This is a genomic window from Pseudoalteromonas byunsanensis (assembly GCF_001854475.1).
GTDB classification, from domain to species: domain Bacteria; phylum Pseudomonadota; class Gammaproteobacteria; order Enterobacterales; family Alteromonadaceae; genus Pseudoalteromonas; species Pseudoalteromonas byunsanensis.
In genome coordinates this window covers 48,074-69,469 of sequence record NZ_MNAN01000037.1, presented here as the reverse complement: position 1 = coordinate 69,469, position 21,396 = coordinate 48,074, and the positions used below count along the sequence as shown (strand labels likewise).

Here is a 21,396-nt window from a genome sequence, read left to right as displayed (position 1 = left end):
ACAATGACGAACACGTTCACAATGACGAAACCAAAATTAGAAAGACGGCATTGCCCAAACACACATGCCGTCTTCCTGACGAAGGTCAGGATCTCATAACTGAACACCATTAAGTAAACAGTCTACTTATTATTGTTTGCAGTGAAGCTTGTAAAGCTCGGCAAAATGTTTCTTACCAAAAGACAGTTAGTAGTTTATTAATAATCGCCAAAACTCCAACAAAGTACTGCGGTTGTCAATGGCTTGCTCTTTTAATTGCAAGAGTTGCTGCTGTGTCAGCCAATATCCGTGTTTGCTCACTGCGGTAGGGTTTTTTAAGTGGCTTAAGTCATCAAGCGGGTTTTTAAGGGTAAAGATAAAATCGGCTGTGTAGCCTGCATTTACTTGTCCTATTTGACTCTCAAGCTTGAGCGCTTTTGCTGGCGAGTAGGTTGCGGCTTTGAGTACTTCAAAGGAGGATAGTCCAGCTCGTTTAAGCTGCGCCATCTCATTGTGTGTTGCTAAACCATGTGGCGAAAGCAGCACCCCCGCATCTGAGCCAACGAGTAGCTCTATTCCTAGCTCATGCATTTGCCCTGTAATGAGTAATAAGGTGTTATAGGTATCGCGGTTGTATTTAGCGTGCTTTGAGGATGTGTTGAGCCAGCGTGCCACTTGGTTCTGTCGTTCGGCGAATGCGACTGTGGGTGAAATGTAATGTTGTGGCAAGGTATCTAGAAAAGCCTGCTTATCTTCACTAATTTTAGTGAGGTGCCAAAATATGTTTAATGTTGGCGTGACGGGTACGCCGAGCTTTTTAATTTCTTTGAGCGTTTGGCTGAGCTTGGTTTGCTCGAAGGTGTGATTGAGTGGGCCTTGTAGTATGTCTTCTACATGTTCAAAGGACTGTAATCCAATGAGGCTTGACCAAGGCATATCAGCTGATGGATGAGGGCCGTGCTTTGCCACAGGAATATCGAGTGCTTGCGCTGTTTGCATCAGCGCACTTAGCGCTTCTGGCGACAGGTTACCATAGGCTTTTATCAGGTCGTACCCAGCATTCTTCGCATCTTGTACCGCTTGCTTGGCTTGTTGTTCAGTGTGTATGTATTGATGAAGTGCGCCGTTTACATACCCTGACATAATTGGACTGCTCACTGAAACAGTGCTGCCAATCCTCTCATTTTGCGCAAGTTGGTCTCGCCACGTTAGGTGCTGTGCGATACCGTTTAGAATACGTACATGAGTGACACCATGGGATAAGTTGGTGACAAATGCGCTGGGGTCGTAAAAGTGTGTGTGCATGTCAATTAAACCGGGTGTGACATAACCACCTTGACCATCGATAATAGCAATTTCTTTATCTGGATATTCAGTCAAGTTGCTGTTAATACTGCTTATAATTCCATTTTCAATGACAATAGTCTGATCTTTAATAATACGCTGTTCAACAGGTGCGATAATATTCACATTCTTAAGAATATATGACTGTGTGCGAGGAAGCTGTACTTGAGTGTGACAACCACTGAGCATTATTGTAATGGCCACAAAAGTGACCGTTGAAAGCTTCAACAAGGAATTAAAATAGCGATAAAGTGACATGTTCAATCGTCCATTGGTTATTCGTATTGGCTACAATTTATGAGACTTGAGTCACTAAAAGGGCCAAAAACAAGCAACTGGACGCATAAGCGTGCTCTTTTGTACGTTCAAAAAGGTGGCTAAAGACTATTTTTGAATTCGCTAGGAGTCATACCTGTTTGTTTTTTAAAAGAATAATTAAATGATGACTTGGCGCTGAACCCTGCCTCATGGGCGAGCACCAGCATGGGTTTGTTAGGCGTAGTACGCATGGCAGTTTTGATATGTTCAACACGAAATGAATTGACGTAATCATTAAAACTGAGTTGACGGGCAAGGTTGATAGCTCGCGATACTTCTCTCATTTGTATCCCTGTTAGTTGAGACAGCTCCGACAATGATAGGCGAGGCTGCAAAAACCATTGCTTTTCTCTCATTTGTTGGTCGATAAACGCAAAGATTATTTGGTAGTCATCAGCGCATTCGTGGCCCTTATTTTCTCTCTCATCGGGTTGCGTACGCGGCAAGGTTTTTAAAATCGCATGTTCGTTGTTTAGTTTGAGCGTGAGCAGTATCAGGATTGTGATGTTGATTAGAGTCGCCAGTCCTTGCCCAAATATGTTCCAAAAAACAGGTAAGAGTGTCTGTAAATTTAGCCTCACTAAGTCCGCTGCGTTGGTCATGGTCATAATCACAACCAGCCAGCCCAACCAGCGTAGTGTGACCTCATGTGCATCTGAACGGTAATTATCCAGCGCTTGGTTAAATAGGTAGATTCTGTAAACAGCAAGCCCAGCATAGATAAGTCGCCACACAGTGCCTATTAAAATCACCGCTTGCGTGTGATGGCTAAACGGTAAAAGTAGCAACATGGGTAGCAAGTGGAGTAGATCGTACTTTTTAACCTGTGTGGTTAAAGACTTAACAACAAGATACAGCATGGGGCCAAAACCCAGTACAAAAATGGGGGTAATTAAATGAATGGAGCGCGTAATATTGAGCTCTTCGAGCAAGTTAAATGCCGCTGAAAAAATGACCATCACAAAAAATGCGATTACAGTGCGATAGAGCTTATGGGCACTTAATATAGCAATACTCAATGTCGCGACACCGATTGTAAACGCTTGTATGAGATTGACCAAATTGGCTTCAAACATAACTTAAAGGTTCATGGCAGCAGGGTGGTAGTTTTGCATGGTAGCACGAAACGCCTTTTTTGAAATTAGTGATGCTTTTTACTTTCTTTATCAGGTGGCTAAGGTTTATCTACTTTATTATAACGTATGAGCTGTCGTTAGCGATTGATAGCCCAAATCTGCTGGTGAAGGTTATGAATGGTCACATAATTTGTTCCTAAATTTGCAATTTTTGCATGTGTCGTGTAAAAAGCTCGCAATTATTTTTAATGAAAACAAAAAATAGGAAAATTAAGTGTTAAAAAATTTCTTTGTGGCGGCATTTGTGATCACATTAGCTGCGTGTAAGGCAACTCCTTATAAAACCCCTTTGGCTGAACAGTCTCTTGATGGCCCAATAGATGTCTACGTTATGATATCTCAGCAAGAACTAGAAGCTGATTTCCCCGTTCAGGACAGTTCAGCTGTGGGGGCACAGTTTGGACTTGTAGGTGCACTGGTCAGCATAGCTATTGATTCTGCTGCGAACAGCGCCAACACAGAAGCAGCACAAGACCCACTTACTATTGTACGCAATGAATTGAATTCGTTCGATTTTGATTCTCTCTTGTTTGAAACCATAAAAACTAGAATTCAGTTGGCAAATCAGAAGCTAGGCAATGCATACCTAGTTCATTCTCATGCCGAATTAGGCGAAAAAACAGAAATTGGTAACAACTATATGGTTGTCGCTGCAGATTATCGTTTATTAATGGACTTTAGAACTGTAAAAGTATCAGCGAACGCTTATATAAAGGAGCGTTTAGCTTCAGATAAGAAGGCCGAAAATTCAGAGCTTTATCGCAACTTGTTCACAGTCTTGAGTGAACAGCTTCCTGTAGCTGAAAAAAGCGAAGAGTATATCGCCAAGCAGATAGCTAATGCAGAGGCTGAATTTGATGCATTACCAGAGGCGGTTAAGTCAGAAAGAGTTTATAAAGCTAAGTTACAAAGAAAAATTAAAAAAGCGAGGCTTCCAGTGCCTGATTTTGAAGAAGCTAGGCTAATTACAGCAAACGCCTGGGCGACAACTTATCAAGGTCAGTTAAAAGGCAATCTAATCGCATCAATTGATTCACTGGTGGATTTGATCAACCTTGATGTACAAGATACAACTGATCCTTCAACGTATGAACCACCTAAATCGAAAGCATTGACTGCTGTTCACTCACAGGTAGTACAAGAACTTCCTGAACGAAAAATATTGCGCATAACTCATGGTATGCTGGCAGGTAAAATGTGTTCGATACCTAACAGCACAACTGAAAAACGAACTTGTTTGTGATCAATGAACACTTTGATTAGGTTTGTCTGTTGCATTACTTGCTGTTTGATACTCGCAGCCTGTAAAACCACAACGCATATGAAACCTCTTCCATGTAAGCACGTTGTGCAATTTAAGATTAGTGGACAGGTGTATGATAGGAACGAATATGTTGATTTAGAAGCCGTTAAAACTGCTATCGAAAATCGATATACGACGTCAGATGATGCTCAGGTCACTGTCACACTGGAAAAGGCGTATATCATATTTAAGCCACAAGTGTTATCTGGCAATGTACTCATTCGCTGGGAAGGAAACGGCTCTGCACGTTATTTCCGAGGAAATGACGTAGACTGGAATATGGCCAATACACAAAATGAAAAGGATGACGTGATTATTCAATCAATATTCAATGCATTTGACCAAGCTTTAGATACCCGAGCTTATTGCCAGTAAAATGATGGTAGCCAAGTTATTTAACTCGGCTACCATTTTTGCCATATTTGTTTGCCAAGGGTTAATAAGGAATACCTTGCTCATAAAAATAAGCTTTAACTTCATTGAGGAAAGGCTCAAAATTTTTCCAGCGGCCAATTGATTTAGCGTTCAGTGGTTCACGGACTTGCACCTTACTTGCGGTAGAAACCGGCGCGTTATTCAAATGAAAATCAACGCATTGGCTTTGCCAAGGTAATTGGCAATAGCTGAGCAAACTGCTTATCTGTGCTTCTGGCTCTGTAACGAGTTGTTCGTACTCTAACAACTTAAAATGTTCGCCATGTAAAGCCTGCCAGTGTTGCATCAGTTTATAAAAGCGCGCATAGAATTTAGCGGTATCCATTAAATCTAACGAGTACCTGTAGTAAGGGTTATTTATAGTAAATAACTGACGATAGTTGCCGATGCATGTGTCCAGTGGATTGCGCAGCAAACAAATGATTTTAGCGTTCGGTAGCGCTTTGCGGATCAAATCCACATAAAAAAAGTTAAAGGGGAGTTTGTCGACAAAATGTTGGCTTTGCCCTGTTACTACTCGCGTGGCATCAAGATAGTTTTGTCCTAATTGCTTAAAATCACAGGTGTAGGCCGCTTTGAGGGTATCTTCATCAAGCACTTGAGGCGTAGAAGTTTGGCTCAAACGCTTGGTGGCTATGCCAAAATCTTGTAATTCTCCCGCGGACGTGACATCACTGTGGCTGGATAGAATTCGCTCCACCAGAGTTGTCCCCGAGCGTGGCATTCCCAGCACAAAGATGGGCTCATTGGTCGTAGCACCCAGCTTCGTACTCTGTTTAGGCTCTTCACTTAAGTGTTGGATCAAAGCAAATAGTTTTTGTGAACTTGCATCATCAAAGCGAGTTTGTTGTAGCTTACTTGATTTACCTTGTTCAAGTGCCTTAAAGGCTAAGTCATACTGCCCTAAATCTTGATGCTCTTTTGCTCGTGCATGACCTAAGTGCAGCTTGGCATCGGGGTGTCCAACTTGATTAAATACGGTGTTTAAACGTGAAATATGGTTATTTTGCGCGTTAACTTTCATTAAGTCAGATAGAGCAAAATGTGCTTGATGATAGGTTGGGTTGAGTGTGATGGCTTGCTCAAATGCGCTTTCTGCTTCTTTAAATAACCCCAAAAATTTGCAACACACACCATAGTTGTAAAAGAACTGAGGATTGGAGGTGTTTAGTTCTAGCGCCTTTTGGTAGCACTGTAGGGCATTATCATGTAGACCAATATGGCTGAATGTGACACCCAAAGTGTCGGCATTCAATGCAGATGCTAGATCATCAATGTTAATCGATAGGGCTATTTTCTTAGCTACATTCAGTTGACCGTCTAATGCGTAACACTTGGCTAAATGAATAGAATACTCAATGGTATGCCTCAAGCTTAGCGCTTTTTCTATAAGTTTAATGGCCTTTTTAATTTGCCCAACTTGGACATTGATCATGGCCATCAAAAAGTAAGCATCAGCGTGCTCAGGGCTGTTCTCAGCCGTTGTTTGTATGAGTTGTACTAAACATTGGTGCGCCTGTTGAACTTGGCCTTTATTAAACGCCTTTATGGCCTGCTGATGAAGGTGTTTTACGTTGAGCGTCATAACGAGATTGTTCTTATTATTAAATAAAAAGGCTCAAACTAAGTTTGAGCCTTTAGAGTAACGGTAACTTAGTTATAGTTCAAATTGGTAATCGAACTTAACACCGATTGTAAGTGGGCGATTGATGTAATGCCCGTAGTTACGCTGAATTTCAGCACCGTTGGCTGTGGTAATATCTGCATCGCTACGACGAACAGACGTATACGCATATTTGTTGAATAAGTTATTGATATACAGAGTGGTTGACCATTGATCTCCGGTGATCTTCGCTGAAATATTACTCAATGCATATCCAGGTAGTGTTTCACCATTATCAAGCAGACCTACTTTAGAAATAACGTCGCTTTGGGCGGTTAAACCATAGTTAATATCTAGCAGCTTATTGTCCATTATTTCAGTTTGATAGTTCACACCAAGCGAAAACTGTTGTTCAGGTGAGCCTGGCAGTCTGTCACTTTTTTTACCTGTTATGCCAATAACAGTTCCATCAGGCCCTGGTGATGTAAACAAAAAGGGTGCATCTTCTGTTAGCTCAACTTTTGTATATGCATAGGTCGCATAGGCGGTGAACGAATCGCTCAACATAGCACGAGTAGCAATTTCTACCCCTTTTGCATTTGCAGAGCCCGCATTAGAAGTATAAGGAAGCTGACCTACTTCGGTTGCTCCACTTATTTGTGCATCTTCCCAATCGACGTTAAAAATAGCGGCATTGAAGTGTAAGCGGTTCTTCATCCAAGTGCTTTTCAAGCCAAGCTCATAGTTGGTGGTGGTATCGTCTTTATAGAGCATCTCGTTTGGTTTACCACAACCTGCCTGATTTGCAGGGAGCGGATCTGGGCAAGGAGCCAAACCATTTGAACCGCCAATTCTAAACCCTTCACTGACTGTTGCATAAGCCATTACACTATCGGAAAATTGATAGCTGGCGTTAAACTTGAATAGGCTACCATCGTCTTCTGCGTAGCTGTTTTTAAAGTTCAAACTAATGTCATTCGGTCCTGCATCACCGAAAACGGTGTTCAGTAGCGGGAAGTCAACGGCAGAATCCGCATCTACTTTGTATTTGTAGAAACGAGCACCCACTGTAATTGTGAGTTTATCACTGACCTGATAGCCGACCTCACCAAATATTGCTTGCTCAGTAACTTCACTGCGATCTACTGAGTAATACTCCAGACTATCAGGACGTATTAGCGTGGCACCAAAGTTTGCCACGGCAAACTGACTAAACCCAGGTGTATATTCTTTACTAGAACCATTGCTCTTGCTCTTATTGTAAAAGCCACCCACGATCCAGTTTAGGTCAGAATCACCTTTTGAGACTAAACGAAGCTCTTGAGTAAAGTTTTCTTCTTCATCCAGTTCACGAGTAAATGATGAGAATGAGGGGAACTCTTCATAACCGTAGTCTAGGCGTATCAATAAGTCAGTTTGGTCACGTTGCCCATCGGCTTCAAACTCAGAATAACCAGTAGCAGAGACAAGCTCAGCAAAGCCTAAATCGGCTTTTACTTCAAGGCTCAGTAGCGAGTCTTCTTTTTCTCTTGGCTCTTCATAGCGGTAGGCAGATTCATATTTTCCGATACGTTTATTCAAGCCATTTTCAGAATTTAAAGCGCCATGGTGAACAATGGAGCGACCTGCGCTGTCTTGTTTTTGATAGAAGTAGTTAAGGGTGCCATCTAACCAATCATTCGGTACCCAGCGTAGTGATATGCGAGCGGTTGTCGTTGTTTCTCCGTTATTGTCTTCTTCTTGGCGCAAATGATGATTGATATCGTCTAAGTCGCTCCAATCTGGGTCTGGTTTAGAGACACCTGTTTCACGCACCACATAGTTGTAGTCAACAAAGCCGGGGTCTTTAAATACGTTGATACTGGCTCGAACAGCCAGCTTATCTTCGATAATTGGCGTGTTGAAAATAAAACCGGTCTCACCGCCAAATGAATTACTTTCACTATTTTGGAATGCATCGCCGTAGACTTTACCTGTTGTAAAATCAAGCTCTGGGTCTTTCAAAATGTATCGAATTGCACCGCCTAGTGTTCCGGCACCATAGAGTGTGCCTTGTGGACCAATCAAAACTTCCACACGCTCAACATCAGTGAGGCGCATATCAATGGCGACAGGGATCTCATTGATGTAAGTTGCAACAGTGCCGCCATCGGAGGCTGGGCCAGATGAATTAGTATTCAATCCACGGACTATGATGGGTGACCCCGAACGACCACCTTGATCTGTGACGGTCAGTCCCGGTACCCAGCGTGCCACATCGGCTAATTCACCAATGTTCTGGTCGCGCATAACGTCGCTGTCTAATGCTGTAATATTAAGCGGCGCTTCTTGGATAGAACCAGAACGCCTCGTTGCTGTTATCTGAATAACCTCAAGCGACTTATCTTTGTTAATTCCCTCATCTGCGACAACCGCGAATGAGGTACCAAGCGTTGAAGTTAGCGCGCCATATACAGCCAGTGAAAGTATGTTAGGTTTAAACATTATTTTCATTCCCATTGTTACCCTTGTTGTTTTTATGCACACAAAGAAAGCACAAATCGTGAAATGCGCCAAGTAAGCAGAAACACAGGTGTGAATTTATATTCTTTAAATTTGAAATTTCATGCATTTTAGGGCGGGTTATAAAAAAAATATAGTGGAATTTTGAATTAAATTTTTTTTTTAATAATTTAACAGGGAATTTTGCATGTATTTTTTACAAAATTAATATTTATTCATCATTTTCGCATATTTGGTTAATATGCGACCAATTGATTGTAGCGAGAAATAATTAAGTGGTTAGTCAGATGAAGGGGGAGCTTTACTTTATAGAAGCAAATGATGTGAGAGTGAGCGTACTGGGAAGCACGATATGCGAGTGGCTCGATAATTCGGCGCTTATTATTATTATGTGCGCGTGCTCTTAAAAATAAGCGAATGTCCCAGTATGCTCAATTACAGTAATTAGTTACTGGTTTGATGTTTGCCTACTTGCCATTGATTGTGTGCTAAGTAGCTTTCACCTGCATTAATAGCGCCTGTTTCTAATGTGGTCGCCATTGAATCGTTCCAGCGATTCAAATATCCAAACAAAGAGATCACACCAAGAATTTCAACGATTTCGCCATCATCCCAATGAGCTTTTAATTGCGATTCAATGGTTTGATCAACAGCATTTGGTACGCTAGATGCGGCAAGTGCAAACTCAAACGCAGCCTTTTCAGCGTCGTTAAAAAGCGAATTTTCTCTGAATTGCCATATGTTTTGGAGGCGTTCGTCAGAACCTCCATAGCGTTGTGCCGCTAGAATTGTATGCGCTTCGCAATAACGGCACCCAGTGTTTGCACTGGTGATGTAACCAATCAGTCTTTTTAATTCACTGGTTACTCTGCCATGGTTTTCCATGACCGCCTTGTTTAAGTTGATAAAAGCCTTTGCGATATGAGGACGGATCTGCATGGTCAGTACGCTATTTGGACAAAAACCCAACGTTTCATTGAAAAATTTTGCTAACTCAGCAACCTCAGCGTTTGCATCTTGTGCCAGTGGTGTAACTAAAGCCATAATGTATTCCTGTTGATATTTATGTGTTGCATATGCAACATAATCTAAAGGCTTTTAAAGCGTCTGTCTACAAAAATTAGACATTGAATTATAAAAATAGGGTCAGTATATGAATAATAAAGCACGAAAAGCGGCCTTTGAGCTATCCAAAAATATAGAGCAACCCTATGATTTATATAATCATGTTCCTTATCGTATCGCCGTAGCAAGTAACTTGCTGGCAATGGATCGGGATGCATATGTCAAAAGCCTTACGGGGCTTGAAACACGTGAAATTCGCGTGCTACTGAATATTGGTTCGTACGGTCCAATAAATGCGGCAGATATAGCGTACCAATCACGCTTAGACCCTTACTCGGTGAATAGAGCTATTAATACATTACTCAAACAAGGCTTGATCTGCCCAGATAATGATCATGTAAAACAGCGAAGTAAGCTGGTTAAGTTGAGTGACTTGGGCTTGCCTTTATATCGGCAAGTGATTGAGCACATGCGCCAACGTGAAGCATATGTTTTGTCTGATGTTACAGAAGAAGAAAAACGTTTGTTGCTGAGCTTGCTTGAGAGGATTGAACTGCGTGCTGAAGCTAAATTGGCTCAAAGTGCCGAAGACCTTGAATCACAAGGCCACGGCATTACTAGAGACCAAGCGGAACTGATCCGCTGGCACAAACGCTCTAGCAAATCTATTTAGGGTAATGTGTCCATTCTATCAATGAGCACATCACGCGTTTTTATTAGACACTTGCCATTGTCAATAATTAAGGTATCAACATAGCGTCCATTGAATATTTTTTTCTCTGCACTTGGAGTGTTTTTATCACTTAAATGAAGAATAAAATGCGCCACATTGGAATAGGTATTTTGTGATACCTGTTTGATATTCGTATTGGTTATCATATGAATACTTTTCTTACTCATAAGCGCTTTTTTTGCTCTGTTGGCAATCGCTTCGCTAGAGTTTAGCGAAATATTTAATTTGGGTACTAAAAAGGTTGCATCGTCAGTGAATAGTGACTGATAGTGTTCGACGGGCCCTAGATCTCGATATTGAATATAATCATGTACGGTTTTTTCGCACAGTTTTATGTTGGATTCGTTTTCTGTGTTTGTTGTTTTACAAGCTGCAAGTATAAACAGCGCAATAATACTGAGAGTTAGTTGTTTCATATACAATAAATGGTTCACTTTTATTTACAGTAGGGTACTGTTAATGCCCCTGTAATTCAATTATATTTACGATTAAGTAACTCTATTTTTAACAGTTACACCTAATATATCAAACAAGGATATTATAATAATGAAACGTTTAATACTTTGGCAGTTTGCACTGTCATCGGTTGTTTTAGCTACAGGATGTCACTTAACTAAGCCAGTAAATGATACAAGCCTCACTCAAGCTGAGGCCACAACAGCTCCTATAGCGGTAAAAATACCACATACAACAAAAATACATGGGTATGAAATTGTCGATAACTACCATTGGCTAAGAGATGACACTCGTTCAAAACCAGAAGTTATTACCCATCTTGAAAAGGAAAATGCCTACACTGACTCAGTATTAGCCCCAAGTAATGCGCTTCAATCACAGTTATTCACAGAGATTAAGTCAAAAATTGTTAAAGACAACCGTTCGGTTCCTGTTCGAAAAGGACATTTTTTTTACTTCTACGAAACAGTTGGAGAGCAGGAGTATGCGTCGGTTTATCGCAGCATCAATGTAAAAGGCGAAAACCCTGAACTGTTACTTGATATTAACGAGCTTGCAAAAGCTTATGAATATTTTGCTATCGGAGATATTGAAGTTAGTCCAAACGCTAAGTTAATGGCTTATTCACAAGATACATTAAGCCGTAGAATATATACCATTAAGGTTAAAAATCTTGAAACTGGTGAGTTGTTAAGTGATGAATTGACCGGAACGCAAGGTGGTGTGATTTGGGCCAATGATAATAAAACACTGTATTACGTTAAGAAGGACCCTGTGTCTTTGCTCGGTACTCAAGTGTTTAGACATACATTGGGCACTTCACAAGAGCAAGACGAATTGGTGTACGAAGAGCTAGACAATACCTACTACACAGGAGTGAGTAAGAGTAAAGACGGCGAGCAGATTTTTATACACCATTCAAGTACTGAGTCTAAAGGTGTGTCAGTTTTGTCTGCAAATGACAGCAAATCTAAACCTAAACGTTTGCTCCCTCGCGAGAAAGGCCATGAGTATCATATTGCCAAATTAAATGATTGGTATTACATCATGACCAATTTAGATGCAGTGAACTTCAAACTAATGAAGGTGAAGGTTGGCTTAGCATCAGATAAGAATAATTGGACTACTGTTATTGCTCATCGTCCAAACGTGAAGCTGGAAGACTTTAACCTGTTTGAGAATCATTTGGTGTATCAAAGTCGTGATCAAGGGCAGTCAAAAGTAACGATTCGTGAATTGCATAAAAACAAAGAGCATGAACTTACTTTTAACGATCCTGCATACAAAGTGTATATGACGAATAATACAATGCTCAACAGTGATAGTGTGAGAGTGGTTTACACTAGTATGACAACGCCTCAAACAACCTTTGAAGTCGATTTAAACGATTATTCAAAAGCGACTTTGAAGCAAGAGCAGGTATTGGGAGATTTTAACCCAGATGATTACCTGTCTGAACGTATTTTTATTACTGCTCGTGACGGTGCGAAAGTACCAGTCTCAATTGTTTACAAGAAGTCTCTATTTAAAAAAGACGGGACTAACCCCTTACTACAATATGGCTATGGTTCATATGGTTATACCGTTGACCCAAGATTTTCAGTTAGCCGCTTGAGCTTACTTGATAGAGGCTTTGTGTACGCAATCGCGCATATTAGAGGTTCACAAATGTTGGGACGCCCTTGGTATGAAGATGGTAAGAAATTGACCAAAAAGAATACCTTTAATGACTTTGTGGATGTAACTAAAGCACTTGTAGTGCAAGGTTATGGAGATAAACATCGAGTTTATGCGCAAGGTGGTAGTGCTGGTGGCCTACTAATGGGCGCTGTGATCAATCAAGCTGCAGAGCTTTATCATGGAGTTCATGCAGCAGTGCCCTTTGTGGATGTGATCAATACCATGCTTGATGAAAGCTTACCGCTGACAACCAATGAGTATGATGAATGGGGTAACCCAAACAACAAAACATACTTTGACTATATGCGCTCTTACTCTCCTTATGATCAAGTGACCCAAAAAAGCTATCCAAACTTGCTTGTAACAACGGGCTTGCATGATTCCCAGGTGCAGTACTTTGAACCTGCTAAGTGGGTTGCTAAGCTACGAGAAATGAAAACAGATGATAACAAACTACTGTTTAAAGTTGATATGGAAGCAGGGCACGGTGGTGCATCAGGGCGCTTTAAGAGAATTAAAGACACTGCTTTGAACTATGCCTTTTTCATTGAACTGGCTAATGGTCGCCTTTAAGCATTGAACAAAACAAAAAAGCCCAGCAATTGACTGGGCTTTTTTATTATATTTGGTTTATTTTTTGTCTGATTTGCTCTTTTTAAGCATTCTAGATGCAAGCGCACAAACAATATAGATTAATACCAAAGAGTTACCTAAAATCAGCATTTCTTTATCTGTTACAAACATCCAAATTGCAGCCAAAACTGTAAAAGCTATGGTGAAATGTGATACCAGAGGATTAACCTTTTTATTTTTCATGTTCGCATTCTGTTTATTGTACGCCTACCTAACTTGTAATTATACAGAGTTGGCATGGGAGTGCGAGTTACGAATGAAATTATATCTCACACCGTGCTAAGTCAATGCCTTGAGGCATAAGCGTTTTCTACATCTGTTTATATTTTTCATTAGCTTTAAACGCTTCTTTCTCATATGGTGCGTCGGCATAACCATATGTTGCCATATCAACCAGATGCTTTTTAGAGTACTCCAATAGTGACGAAGCCTGCTCTATTTGTTTTACATGTACAAATTCATGTGCCAGCTTGGGTGTATCTAAGGTAAATCCTTTGCGTACGTATATGGAATAACCAAATACTTGGGCGTTGTTGGTGATCCCTTCGCCAATAAAACCAATTCGTTCACCCATTTCTTTAAGCACAGGGTTTTCGTAAGGGTAAGGCACGCTATCAACATATACCATGCGTATCTTTTCAGGATGGGTAACACCGACCTCTTTGGCGATTTGTAACTGCACTTTATTCAATGGGGTGCCCGTTTTTTGTCCTTCTTTATCTACTTGCACTGCCCATTGGACATACTGTGGTAATACTTTTAAGAACTCTGTTACATCGAGTTGGGTTGCGTTGACGGATGTTGACATACTAAGTGCTAATAGCAGTGGGGTAATTAGGTTTTTCATTTATTTCTTTCTTATTATGAATGTGTAGGGCACTAATATATAGGATTGTTATATAAAACAAAAGATTGCCTTGCTCATAAAGTAGAAGTAATCGGAACAGTAATGTGAATCTAGGTTGTTGCTTGCGTACTCAGGGTGGGTAAGCTTTTTTGCGATGAAAATGCATACCCAAACCTAGATAATACGCATTATGCGCAGCGGAAGTTAACGGTGACTGAGTAAGGAGCTCCCATACTGTGAAGCTTACCTGCACCTGCGATGGTTGCTACTGCCGCTACATCATCAACGTATCCATCTCCAAGTATCCATAACCATGACCCAGCTTCCGTTATAAACTCTGTAGTTGAACGGGTTTTCAAATAATCATGCTCTGGTATTTCGTTTGTGTACTCAACCGTTTCATTTAAAACGATCATCGTGCCTTGGCTTTGCTCACAATAGTGTGTTGCTTGGCTCAATGCTTCTTTTATCCCTTCGTTTCTATCAACAGATTTGATAACGACATAATGTTGGCTATTGTTACCTGGTCTAACATCATCATGATGTGCACAAGCGCTGAGTATGGCTGCAGTAGTGACTGCAATTAGCAAATTTTTCATCGGACTTTCCTGAACAGTTTGTGTACTTGTTATTATTAAGAACTAGCCAAAAACTCACCAGTAATAAACTGTAAGAAACTGCGCGAATGTATTGCAATTATTTGTAAAGTGTTAGCAACTAATTGCGTAGATAATTATCGTTTCAATCGCAGTTTTATTGATCCGGTTAAAAGTTGTCTGTAGTTTAGTTTGCTACTATTTGCTGTTTGCATAGGCTTTTTCTGATTTAGGGCCAATTGAGTAACGGGATTTTATGCACTTGTCGATCAGTCAATTTTATAGCTTACAAAGTAGCGTGCAGCGCTACCAATTTGTACTTGATACGCTTAATCATCACTTTAGTAGCAACCATTGCTTTATTGGCAAGTTTATAGATGAAGGGAAGCGCGTTAAAACACTACATTATTTGCAACATGGCGAATGTGTGGACAATTTTGTTTATGAACTGGATCACACCCCCTGTAAAGATGCCACGTGTACACAAGAAGTTTGTACGTTTGAGTTTGATTTGCAGCAGCGTTACCCACAAGATGCCTTGCTACAAACTCTAAATATCAATAGCTATATTGGATTAACCTTGCGTGCACCAAATCATCAGCCAATCGGTATATTGGTGTGTATGTTCAATCATCCTAAAGTCTTTAGCGAGCAAGAAAAAATGTGGTTTTCTGAGCTGGGCCACATTGTGGCTACTGAGCTAAGCCATAACCTAGAAATGAACGCAAAGGAGAGACTACTCAAACAGTTAGCAACAGGGGAGCGAATCGCCAAGCTGAGTTCATGGACGTGGTATACCAAACAAGGTACGCATTATTTCAGTCAGGAAATGCGAAACCTGCTCGATACACAAGAGGAGTTGGTATCACTGGAGAGCTTTTCAGCCAGCTTACAAGAGCCTGATAAAGAAAGGTTATTGGAGCAAATGGAACACATTAGCAATGGGATGATTGACTCGTTCGAATTGGTTGTTTCTCACAAAGACAAAAATCAAAGTAACGGTTTGTTTCATATTGTGGCTGAAGTAGAAGTAAATGACAGCCTGCAGCCTGAACGAGTGATGAGAGCAACTGTACAAGACATCACTTACACCACCGCTTTGAATCGACAGTTAGAACTTACAAATGTGGTATTTGAGAATGCTTCAGAAGCTTTTATGATCACCGATCAACACAATAAGATAGTGATGGTGAATCGTGCGTTTGAAGCGCAAACAGGCTATAGCGCACAAGAATTGTATGGAGAAGATCCAAGCATCTTATCATCTGGTAAGCAAAGTAAAAAATTCTATCAAAAAATGTGGCAGCAACTTGAACAAACCGGCGTGTGGAAAGGCGAAATATATAATCGTAGAAAGAACGGACAGGTATTTCCTGAAGAGTTGATTTTAAATGCGGTTAAAGGAGAAAACGGTGAAATAAGTAATTATGTGGCCATTTTCAGAGATATCACCGAGTGGAAGCGCAATGAAGCACAACTTACTTTTTACGCCAACCATGAAACACTTACAGGCTTGTTAAATCGTCGTAGCTTTATGCATACTTTGGAGAAGAGCGTGCTACAGAGTATGAGTCAGTCTGGGGCTTCATCTTTGTTGTTTGTTGGTTTGGACAGGTTCAAAGAGGTCAATGATATATTTGGTCCACAGATGGGTGATAAAGTTCTTGTAACCGTGGCTGATAGGCTGCAAAAAACTCTTAAAAGAAAGGATATTGCCAGCCGATATGGTGGAGATGAGTTTGCTTTACTTGTAAATAATCAAACTTTAAATGACACGATGGCGCATGCGGAGTATGTAAAAAGGGTTTTAAGTGAACCTTACGTATTTGATGAACTTACAATTGAGTTGAGTGCAAGTATAGGAGTAGCGCATTCCTTAGTAGAGGAAAACGTAAACGGCGCGACTTTGGTTCGAAATGCTGCACATGCTTTGAGTACTGCCAAAAAGCAAGGGAGAGGGCGCGTTGCTTTACATAATGAAGCTATACAAAATGCTTACATAGATAAACTCAAACTTAAAGACAAACTCAAGTATGCCTTAAAGCATGAGCTACTTAGAGTTCACTACCAGCCAGTTATTGATGTTAAAAGTGGTCAATGTGCTAAATTTGAAGCTTTGATCCGTTGGCATGACGAAGAACTAGGCTTTATCTCACCTGCTCGGTTTATTCCTATTGCGGAAGAGTTTGGTTTGATCCACTTGCTTGGTCAGTATGTATTACGAACCAGTTGTCGTGATCTGGCGATGCTTCATCGACAAGGCTTCGGACACATCGGTTTTTCTATTAATCGCTCAATTAATGAATTTAAAGCCAGTAATAATCAATTGAAACTTATTAGTGAAGCGATACAAGATTTTGCTCTTCCCTTTGAATCTATCACTATCGAAGTGACGGAATCTATGGCCGCTAATAGTTACACTTGGCAAGTATTACAGGCCTTGAGTGCTAAAGGTGTCAAAGTGGCGCTAGATGACTTTTGTACTGGCTATTCGTCTTTAAGTAACTTAATTGATAATCCGATTGATTACGTGAAAATAGATAAGTCATTCGTTGATAGTATGGTGGAAGACTCAAATAAGCAGGTGATGATAAAGTGCCTGATAGACTTAAGCTCGCAGCTGGGAATAGAAGTGATAGCCGAAGGGGTAGAGCAGCAACAGCAACAGGGGATGTTAGCTGAGTTTGGCTGCCATCTGATCCAGGGGTATTTTTACAGCCAGGCCAAGCCTATAGAGAAGTGCTTAGAGATGTTAGAGCGTGAAAAGCGCACGGACGCCCAATTTGCCTGAACGCTGTTTGGCTAAAATACGTCCATAAAAGTGGTAAATAGTATGATCTAAACGTATGCTATTTTATCTATCGGTACAGGGATTGAACAATGGATAAATTAAGATATTCAGAATTAGATTGGCTACGGGTATTGTTGATTTTGGCGGTATTTTTACACCATGTCTTTATGCCATTTAATGGAGATGGTTGGCATGTAATGAACCGTGAATCAAGCAAGTTACTTGATGATATCATGGTTTATTTTGAACAATTACGTTTACAAACGCTGTTTTTTATCGCCGGAGCCGGAAGTTATCTGCTCTTACAACGTACTTCTTCATTTGCGTTTCTTAATAGTAAGTTTCATCGTTTATTGGTTCCGCTTATTGTTGGTCTGATGTTCATTGTTCCACCACAGAGTTACTTTGAACATATTGATGAATACGCAACTATAGTGGACGCGTACCAAAGTTTGCTGCTGGCATTTGAATCAAACCACTTATGGTTTATTGAGTTTCTTATTGTGTTTATGGTGCTTGCCGTGCCTGTGTTTCAGTTATTGAAGCGACCCAGTTTTGATTTTGTAATGGGTAAAATTGAGCGAATGTCGGATAATCCCCACGGCTTGTTTTTACTCGTTGGTGTGCTTGTCGCATTGCGCTTAACAGTTAAATTCTTTATGCCATCTCAAAGTCATAGCATTGATAACTTATCAGTTTCTCTATTCTTTTTATTTTTCTTTCTTATTGGCATGGTGTTTATAAAAAGTCCTAAGATATGGCAGGCGCTAGCTCAGCATCGTGGTACGAATTTTAAGTGGTTTATTTTGAGCTCTGTGTTGTTTTATGGTTATTACTTTAAACCAGATATCAGTGCCTATGTATCACTAGAAATACGCTGGCAACTGTGGTGGCTAGTGTGTACCCTAGTTTCATGGTCGGGCTTGCTGGTTTTAGTGGGCTATGCAATTACTCATTGTAAAACGACCCCAAAATGGCTCAAAGCTGCCAATGAGCTAATTTATCCATTTTACATATTACATCAAACGGTTATTGTGGTACTGGCTTTTTACATTGTACAGTGGCAGGCGAGTATTGCCCTAAAGTCGCTTAGTTTGCTAGTTAGCTCGTTTGTGATGTGTATTTTGATTTGTGTATATGTGATCAATCCCTTTAATGTTTGTCGCTATCTATTTGGTTTAAAATCAAAATCGGTTACGTGTAACAGGCCTGTCAAAACGGCGCAAAATACTTAAGTGTTGTGCAATTATCATAATTGACAACATGGCAGATGATTGTGCTTTTGGGGGCGTAATTTGCTATTTAAGTATACCTGTTTCAAGTGTTTTTAGAATGGCCTGCGTACGGTCCCTGACTTGCAGTTTACTTAAAATATTTGACACGTGGTTACGTACCGTCCCCTCAGCGTTAAATACTTTTTCCGCAATTTCTTTATTTGATAAACCAGATACCATCAGGGACAAAATCTGCTTTTCTTTGTCGGTGAGTGATGGCAGCTCACTGGCTGCAAGCTCAAGCTTTGCCTTTATTAACTGCTGTGTTAGTTCACTTTGCAATACGATTTCACCTTGTTGTACTCGCTCAATTGCTGCAACTAACTCTTCCAGTGACACATCTTTAAGCAAATAACCTTTTGCACCTGCAGCCATACCACCAAGTAGCAGATCATTCTCATTAAATGTTGTTAAAATCAAAAACTTTAAATCGCTTTGTAGGCTCTGGGGGGCATTGAGTACATCCAAACCTGAGCCTTTTGGCATACGCATGTCGAGTAATATCACATCTGCATCTACCTGATTATTCTCTAGTTGCTGCAAAAATGAATCGCCACCGTCGGCTTCACCTGTGACGATTATGTTTTCGCTCAGTTGTAACAATGAGCGCATACCTTGTCTAATGAGGCACTGATCATCAATTAAATGTACTTTTATTTTATTCATAGGGAACTCTAATGACCAAGGTAAGCCCTTGCTTTGAATTGATTAAATTAAGTTTTCCTGCCAGCAGTGAAACACGTTCCTGCATACCTTTTAGGCCATTACCGTACACAATGGCACCAGAGAACACACCATTATCACAAATGGTTAGCACTAACTGAGAATGAATGTGTTCTAGTTTAATCTTCATGCATGTTGCACTGGTGGCATGTTTAAGTGTATTGGTGATGGCTTCTTGTGTGCATTTCAATATACACTGCGCCGTATCCAGATGAACCTTATCAAGGTGCTGTTCTACGTCAAGTTGTATATCAAGTCTGGGAGTTTGTTGCGTCAACTTGTGCAGGCAATCAATCAGGTTAAAGCCGACATTGTCTCGCTTATCACTTACTACTGAGCGTGTTGTTTGTAGTGCTTGCTTGGCCTGTTCATAACAGGCCTGTATTTGCTGCTGGAGTTCATCATTACAGGTGCGTCTGGCGATATCTAGATTAATAATAAGAGAAGTTAGGCTGTGACCAACATCATCATGGAGATCTCTGGCAAGCCGCAGTCGTTCGCTTTGTTCAGCAGCTGTGCTTAACAAGCTCTGTGTGGCTTCAAGTTTAGCATTGGTTAAGGCTAGTTGTTCTTTTGCTTGTTTTTCACTGATCATACGCTGGGTAACCACCAAGGCAAAAAAATGAAATGCTGTAAACATTGCTGCGTTGGCCCACAGCCAGCCATGTTGCCAGTACAGCGCATGACTGACCAAAAATAAGCCATGAATAATGAAAATATATCCGTAACAGACTAGAGCTGGTAGATAAAACACCAGTATAGAGCACAGCATAACGCTATAAATCAGTATGAGATTAACCTCACTGATGAAAAACAAGCTACACAGCACGGCTACAAGGCTGGCTAACAGGATGTAACGAATAAGATAGCCAATTCGAGTAGACTCGTTCACGACAAACAGAGTGAGTATCAAAAACAAGCCGTGCAGTGTGTACTCTGAGGTGCTAATTACTTGTCGCGATGCGTTAAACAAACTGGGAAAAGCTACGGCTGCCCATGTAAGTAAAACGGTAAATAGCCAAGTTGGTTGGTACTTAAACACTCAATACTACGCCTTTTTTATACTTATCATAACGCCCATTGTAGCGACTTGCTAGTATTCGTTATCGGGCCATGACATTTGTCATAGTCATAACATGACATTCGTGACTGTGTGAATACGCGACCATTCTCTAATCTATATTGCATGAATTTTGAATGAGGAAAAGTCATGGAATACATCCACAAGTTTGCAGTATATACACATATTATTTTAGGTAGTTTCGCTTTGCTATTATTTTGGGTGCCGGTAATCGCAAAAAAGGGGGGGGGCGCGCACAATCGTTTTGGACGATATTACAACTGGGCAATGTATGGCACTTCAATACTGGGGGTGTTGGCGTGTATTTTAGTATTGGCCGACCCACTCAGTGCCAAGCCAAAAGGCTTTGCCGATGTTCAGCAGCAAGTACAGTATATTCAACAAAGTAGAATTTTTGCGCTGTTTTTATTAATGCTGTCGCTTTTGGTACTGGCGTCAATTTATCATGGTGAGCGGGTGTTAAAAGCCAAAGGTAACGCTAGTTTGTTGCGCACTCCTTTGCATTTGTCGTTACTCATTCTATTGCTGGTGGTTGCTACCCTTTCTTTGTTGGTGGGAATACAATTTTCGCAGACATTATTGATAGTATTTGCTGGGGTTTCATTGCTAGTGGGTACTAGGATGTTGCGGTACGTTGCTCAACGTAATATTGCGCCAAGAGCGTGGGTGATTGAGCACATGGGAGCCATGTTAGGGTCGGGTATTGGTGTGTATACTGCATTCTCTGCAGTAGGTGGGCGTCATGTGTTTAGTTATATTTTGGGAGAGCAGGCGGTATTTCTAAGTTGGATCTTGCCTTCAGTGATTGGTGTTGTTGCCATATCTTGGGGCCGTCGTCATTACACGACCAAGTTTAGAGTTGGCTGCTAGTTTGGTGGAGAACAGTGGCACAGTTCG

General features: G+C 40.8%; 18 protein-coding genes. 7 read left to right on the top strand and 11 right to left on the bottom strand.

The annotated features are described in order from the left end of the window. Positions 1-186 precede the first annotated feature (186 nt). Both BIW53_RS18860 and BIW53_RS18855 read right to left on the bottom strand, forming a co-directional pair. Positions 187-1,581, bottom strand: a complete 1,395-nt coding sequence (locus BIW53_RS18860) for an amidohydrolase family protein (RefSeq protein WP_070993579.1) — start codon at positions 1,579-1,581, stop codon at positions 187-189. A gap of 119 nt (positions 1,582-1,700) precedes the next feature. Beyond that, on the bottom strand, positions 1,701-2,717 hold the full coding sequence (locus BIW53_RS18855; protein ID WP_070993578.1) for a helix-turn-helix domain-containing protein: 1,017 nt from the start codon (positions 2,715-2,717) through the stop codon (positions 1,701-1,703). A 274-nt stretch (positions 2,718-2,991) separates the two neighbouring features. Here BIW53_RS18855 and BIW53_RS18850 point away from each other — a divergent pair, with 274 nt between their 5' ends. After that, positions 2,992-4,020: a hypothetical protein gene (locus BIW53_RS18850; protein ID WP_070993577.1), complete on the top strand. Its 1,029-nt coding sequence runs from the start codon at positions 2,992-2,994 to the stop codon at positions 4,018-4,020. A gap of 105 nt (positions 4,021-4,125) precedes the next feature. Further along, positions 4,126-4,455, top strand: a complete 330-nt coding sequence (locus BIW53_RS18845) for a hypothetical protein (protein ID WP_139158888.1) — start codon at positions 4,126-4,128, stop codon at positions 4,453-4,455. 61 nt (positions 4,456-4,516) lie between these two features. Here the strand turns inward: BIW53_RS18845 and BIW53_RS18840 are convergent, their stop codons facing one another. The 3 genes from BIW53_RS18840 to BIW53_RS18830 form a co-directional block, all read right to left on the bottom strand. Further along, a complete protein-coding gene (locus BIW53_RS18840) occupies positions 4,517-6,100 on the bottom strand; it encodes a tetratricopeptide repeat-containing sulfotransferase family protein (protein ID WP_070993575.1) in 1,584 nt (527 codons plus the stop codon). A gap of 72 nt (positions 6,101-6,172) precedes the next feature. Next, positions 6,173-8,602 (bottom strand): TonB-dependent receptor, encoded by a 2,430-nt coding sequence (locus BIW53_RS18835; protein WP_070993574.1) that lies wholly within the window; start codon positions 8,600-8,602, stop codon positions 6,173-6,175. A 462-nt stretch (positions 8,603-9,064) separates the two neighbouring features. Next, positions 9,065-9,664, bottom strand: coding sequence for a carboxymuconolactone decarboxylase family protein (locus tag BIW53_RS18830; RefSeq protein WP_070993573.1), 600 nt, complete (start codon positions 9,662-9,664; stop codon positions 9,065-9,067). 109 nt (positions 9,665-9,773) lie between these two features. On the opposite strand from BIW53_RS18830, the gene BIW53_RS18825 reads away from it, so the two are divergent. Beyond that, positions 9,774-10,358, top strand: a complete 585-nt coding sequence (locus BIW53_RS18825; protein ID WP_070993572.1) for a MarR family winged helix-turn-helix transcriptional regulator — start codon at positions 9,774-9,776, stop codon at positions 10,356-10,358. Here the strand turns inward: BIW53_RS18825 and BIW53_RS18820 are convergent. After that, positions 10,355-10,834: a nuclear transport factor 2 family protein gene (locus BIW53_RS18820; protein WP_070993571.1), complete on the bottom strand. Its 480-nt coding sequence runs from the start codon at positions 10,832-10,834 to the stop codon at positions 10,355-10,357. The two genes, BIW53_RS18825 and BIW53_RS18820, sit on opposite strands and share 4 nt — an antisense overlap. 130 nt (positions 10,835-10,964) lie before the next feature. Between BIW53_RS18820 and BIW53_RS18815 the strand changes: the two genes are divergently transcribed. Then, positions 10,965-13,127, top strand: coding sequence for a S9 family peptidase (locus BIW53_RS18815; RefSeq protein ID WP_070993570.1), 2,163 nt, complete (start codon positions 10,965-10,967; stop codon positions 13,125-13,127). Between the two features lie 57 nt (positions 13,128-13,184). On the opposite strand, the gene BIW53_RS18810 is transcribed toward BIW53_RS18815, so the two are convergent. From BIW53_RS18810 to BIW53_RS18800, 3 genes are all read right to left on the bottom strand, one after another. Continuing rightward, a complete protein-coding gene (locus tag BIW53_RS18810) occupies positions 13,185-13,370 on the bottom strand; it encodes a hypothetical protein (protein WP_070993569.1) in 186 nt (61 codons plus the stop codon). A gap of 127 nt (positions 13,371-13,497) precedes the next feature. Then, positions 13,498-14,034 (bottom strand): hypothetical protein, encoded by a 537-nt coding sequence (locus BIW53_RS18805; protein WP_070993568.1) that lies wholly within the window; start codon positions 14,032-14,034, stop codon positions 13,498-13,500. A 188-nt stretch (positions 14,035-14,222) separates the two neighbouring features. Then, positions 14,223-14,633 (bottom strand): hypothetical protein, encoded by a 411-nt coding sequence (locus BIW53_RS18800; protein ID WP_070993567.1) that lies wholly within the window; start codon positions 14,631-14,633, stop codon positions 14,223-14,225. 253 nt (positions 14,634-14,886) lie between these two features. On the opposite strand from BIW53_RS18800, the gene BIW53_RS18795 reads away from it, so the two are divergent. Together BIW53_RS18795 and BIW53_RS18790 are read left to right on the top strand one after the other, a co-directional pair. Next, positions 14,887-17,421: a bifunctional diguanylate cyclase/phosphodiesterase gene (locus BIW53_RS18795; RefSeq protein WP_070993566.1), complete on the top strand. Its 2,535-nt coding sequence runs from the start codon at positions 14,887-14,889 to the stop codon at positions 17,419-17,421. A gap of 89 nt (positions 17,422-17,510) precedes the next feature. After that, a complete protein-coding gene (locus BIW53_RS18790) occupies positions 17,511-18,656 on the top strand; it encodes an acyltransferase family protein (protein ID WP_070993565.1) in 1,146 nt (381 codons plus the stop codon). 63 nt (positions 18,657-18,719) lie between these two features. On the opposite strand, the gene BIW53_RS18785 is transcribed toward BIW53_RS18790, so the two are convergent. Both BIW53_RS18785 and BIW53_RS18780 read right to left on the bottom strand, forming a co-directional pair. After that, complete coding sequence (locus BIW53_RS18785; protein ID WP_070993564.1) at positions 18,720-19,361, bottom strand: response regulator; 642 nt, start codon at positions 19,359-19,361, stop codon at positions 18,720-18,722. After that, on the bottom strand, positions 19,354-20,460 hold the full coding sequence (locus BIW53_RS18780) for a sensor histidine kinase (RefSeq protein WP_070993563.1): 1,107 nt from the start codon (positions 20,458-20,460) through the stop codon (positions 19,354-19,356). Before BIW53_RS18780 ends, BIW53_RS18785 begins: the two co-directional genes overlap by 8 nt. Positions 20,461-20,628: 168 nt before the next feature. On the opposite strand from BIW53_RS18780, the gene BIW53_RS18775 reads away from it, so the two are divergent. After that, entirely contained in the window at positions 20,629-21,369 is a 741-nt protein-coding gene (locus BIW53_RS18775) for a hypothetical protein (RefSeq protein WP_070993562.1), read from the top strand. Positions 21,370-21,396 lie beyond the last annotated feature (27 nt).

What these genes read in the sequence shown, in the direction of transcription:
- BIW53_RS18795 (WP_070993566.1), top strand. Translation starts at nt 14,887, where the DNA reads ATGCACTTGTCGATCAGTCAATTTTATAGCTTACAAAGTAGCGTGCAG.
- BIW53_RS18830 (WP_070993573.1), bottom strand. Translation starts at nt 9,664, where the DNA reads ATGGCTTTAGTTACACCACTGGCACAAGATGCAAACGCTGAGGTTGCT.
- BIW53_RS18860 (WP_070993579.1), bottom strand. Translation starts at nt 1,581, where the DNA reads ATGTCACTTTATCGCTATTTTAATTCCTTGTTGAAGCTTTCAACGGTC.
- BIW53_RS18800 (WP_070993567.1), bottom strand. Translation starts at nt 14,633, where the DNA reads ATGAAAAATTTGCTAATTGCAGTCACTACTGCAGCCATACTCAGCGCT.
- BIW53_RS18810 (WP_070993569.1), bottom strand. Translation starts at nt 13,370, where the DNA reads ATGAAAAATAAAAAGGTTAATCCTCTGGTATCACATTTCACCATAGCT.
- BIW53_RS18820 (WP_070993571.1), bottom strand. Translation starts at nt 10,834, where the DNA reads ATGAAACAACTAACTCTCAGTATTATTGCGCTGTTTATACTTGCAGCT.
- BIW53_RS18840 (WP_070993575.1), bottom strand. Translation starts at nt 6,100, where the DNA reads ATGACGCTCAACGTAAAACACCTTCATCAGCAGGCCATAAAGGCGTTT.
- BIW53_RS18835 (WP_070993574.1), bottom strand. Translation starts at nt 8,602, where the DNA reads ATGTTTAAACCTAACATACTTTCACTGGCTGTATATGGCGCGCTAACT.
- BIW53_RS18825 (WP_070993572.1), top strand. Translation starts at nt 9,774, where the DNA reads ATGAATAATAAAGCACGAAAAGCGGCCTTTGAGCTATCCAAAAATATA.
- BIW53_RS18785 (WP_070993564.1), bottom strand. Translation starts at nt 19,361, where the DNA reads ATGAATAAAATAAAAGTACATTTAATTGATGATCAGTGCCTCATTAGA.
- BIW53_RS18815 (WP_070993570.1), top strand. Translation starts at nt 10,965, where the DNA reads ATGAAACGTTTAATACTTTGGCAGTTTGCACTGTCATCGGTTGTTTTA.
- BIW53_RS18790 (WP_070993565.1), top strand. Translation starts at nt 17,511, where the DNA reads ATGGATAAATTAAGATATTCAGAATTAGATTGGCTACGGGTATTGTTG.
- BIW53_RS18805 (WP_070993568.1), bottom strand. Translation starts at nt 14,034, where the DNA reads ATGAAAAACCTAATTACCCCACTGCTATTAGCACTTAGTATGTCAACA.
- BIW53_RS18855 (WP_070993578.1), bottom strand. Translation starts at nt 2,717, where the DNA reads ATGTTTGAAGCCAATTTGGTCAATCTCATACAAGCGTTTACAATCGGT.
- BIW53_RS18775 (WP_070993562.1), top strand. Translation starts at nt 20,629, where the DNA reads ATGGAATACATCCACAAGTTTGCAGTATATACACATATTATTTTAGGT.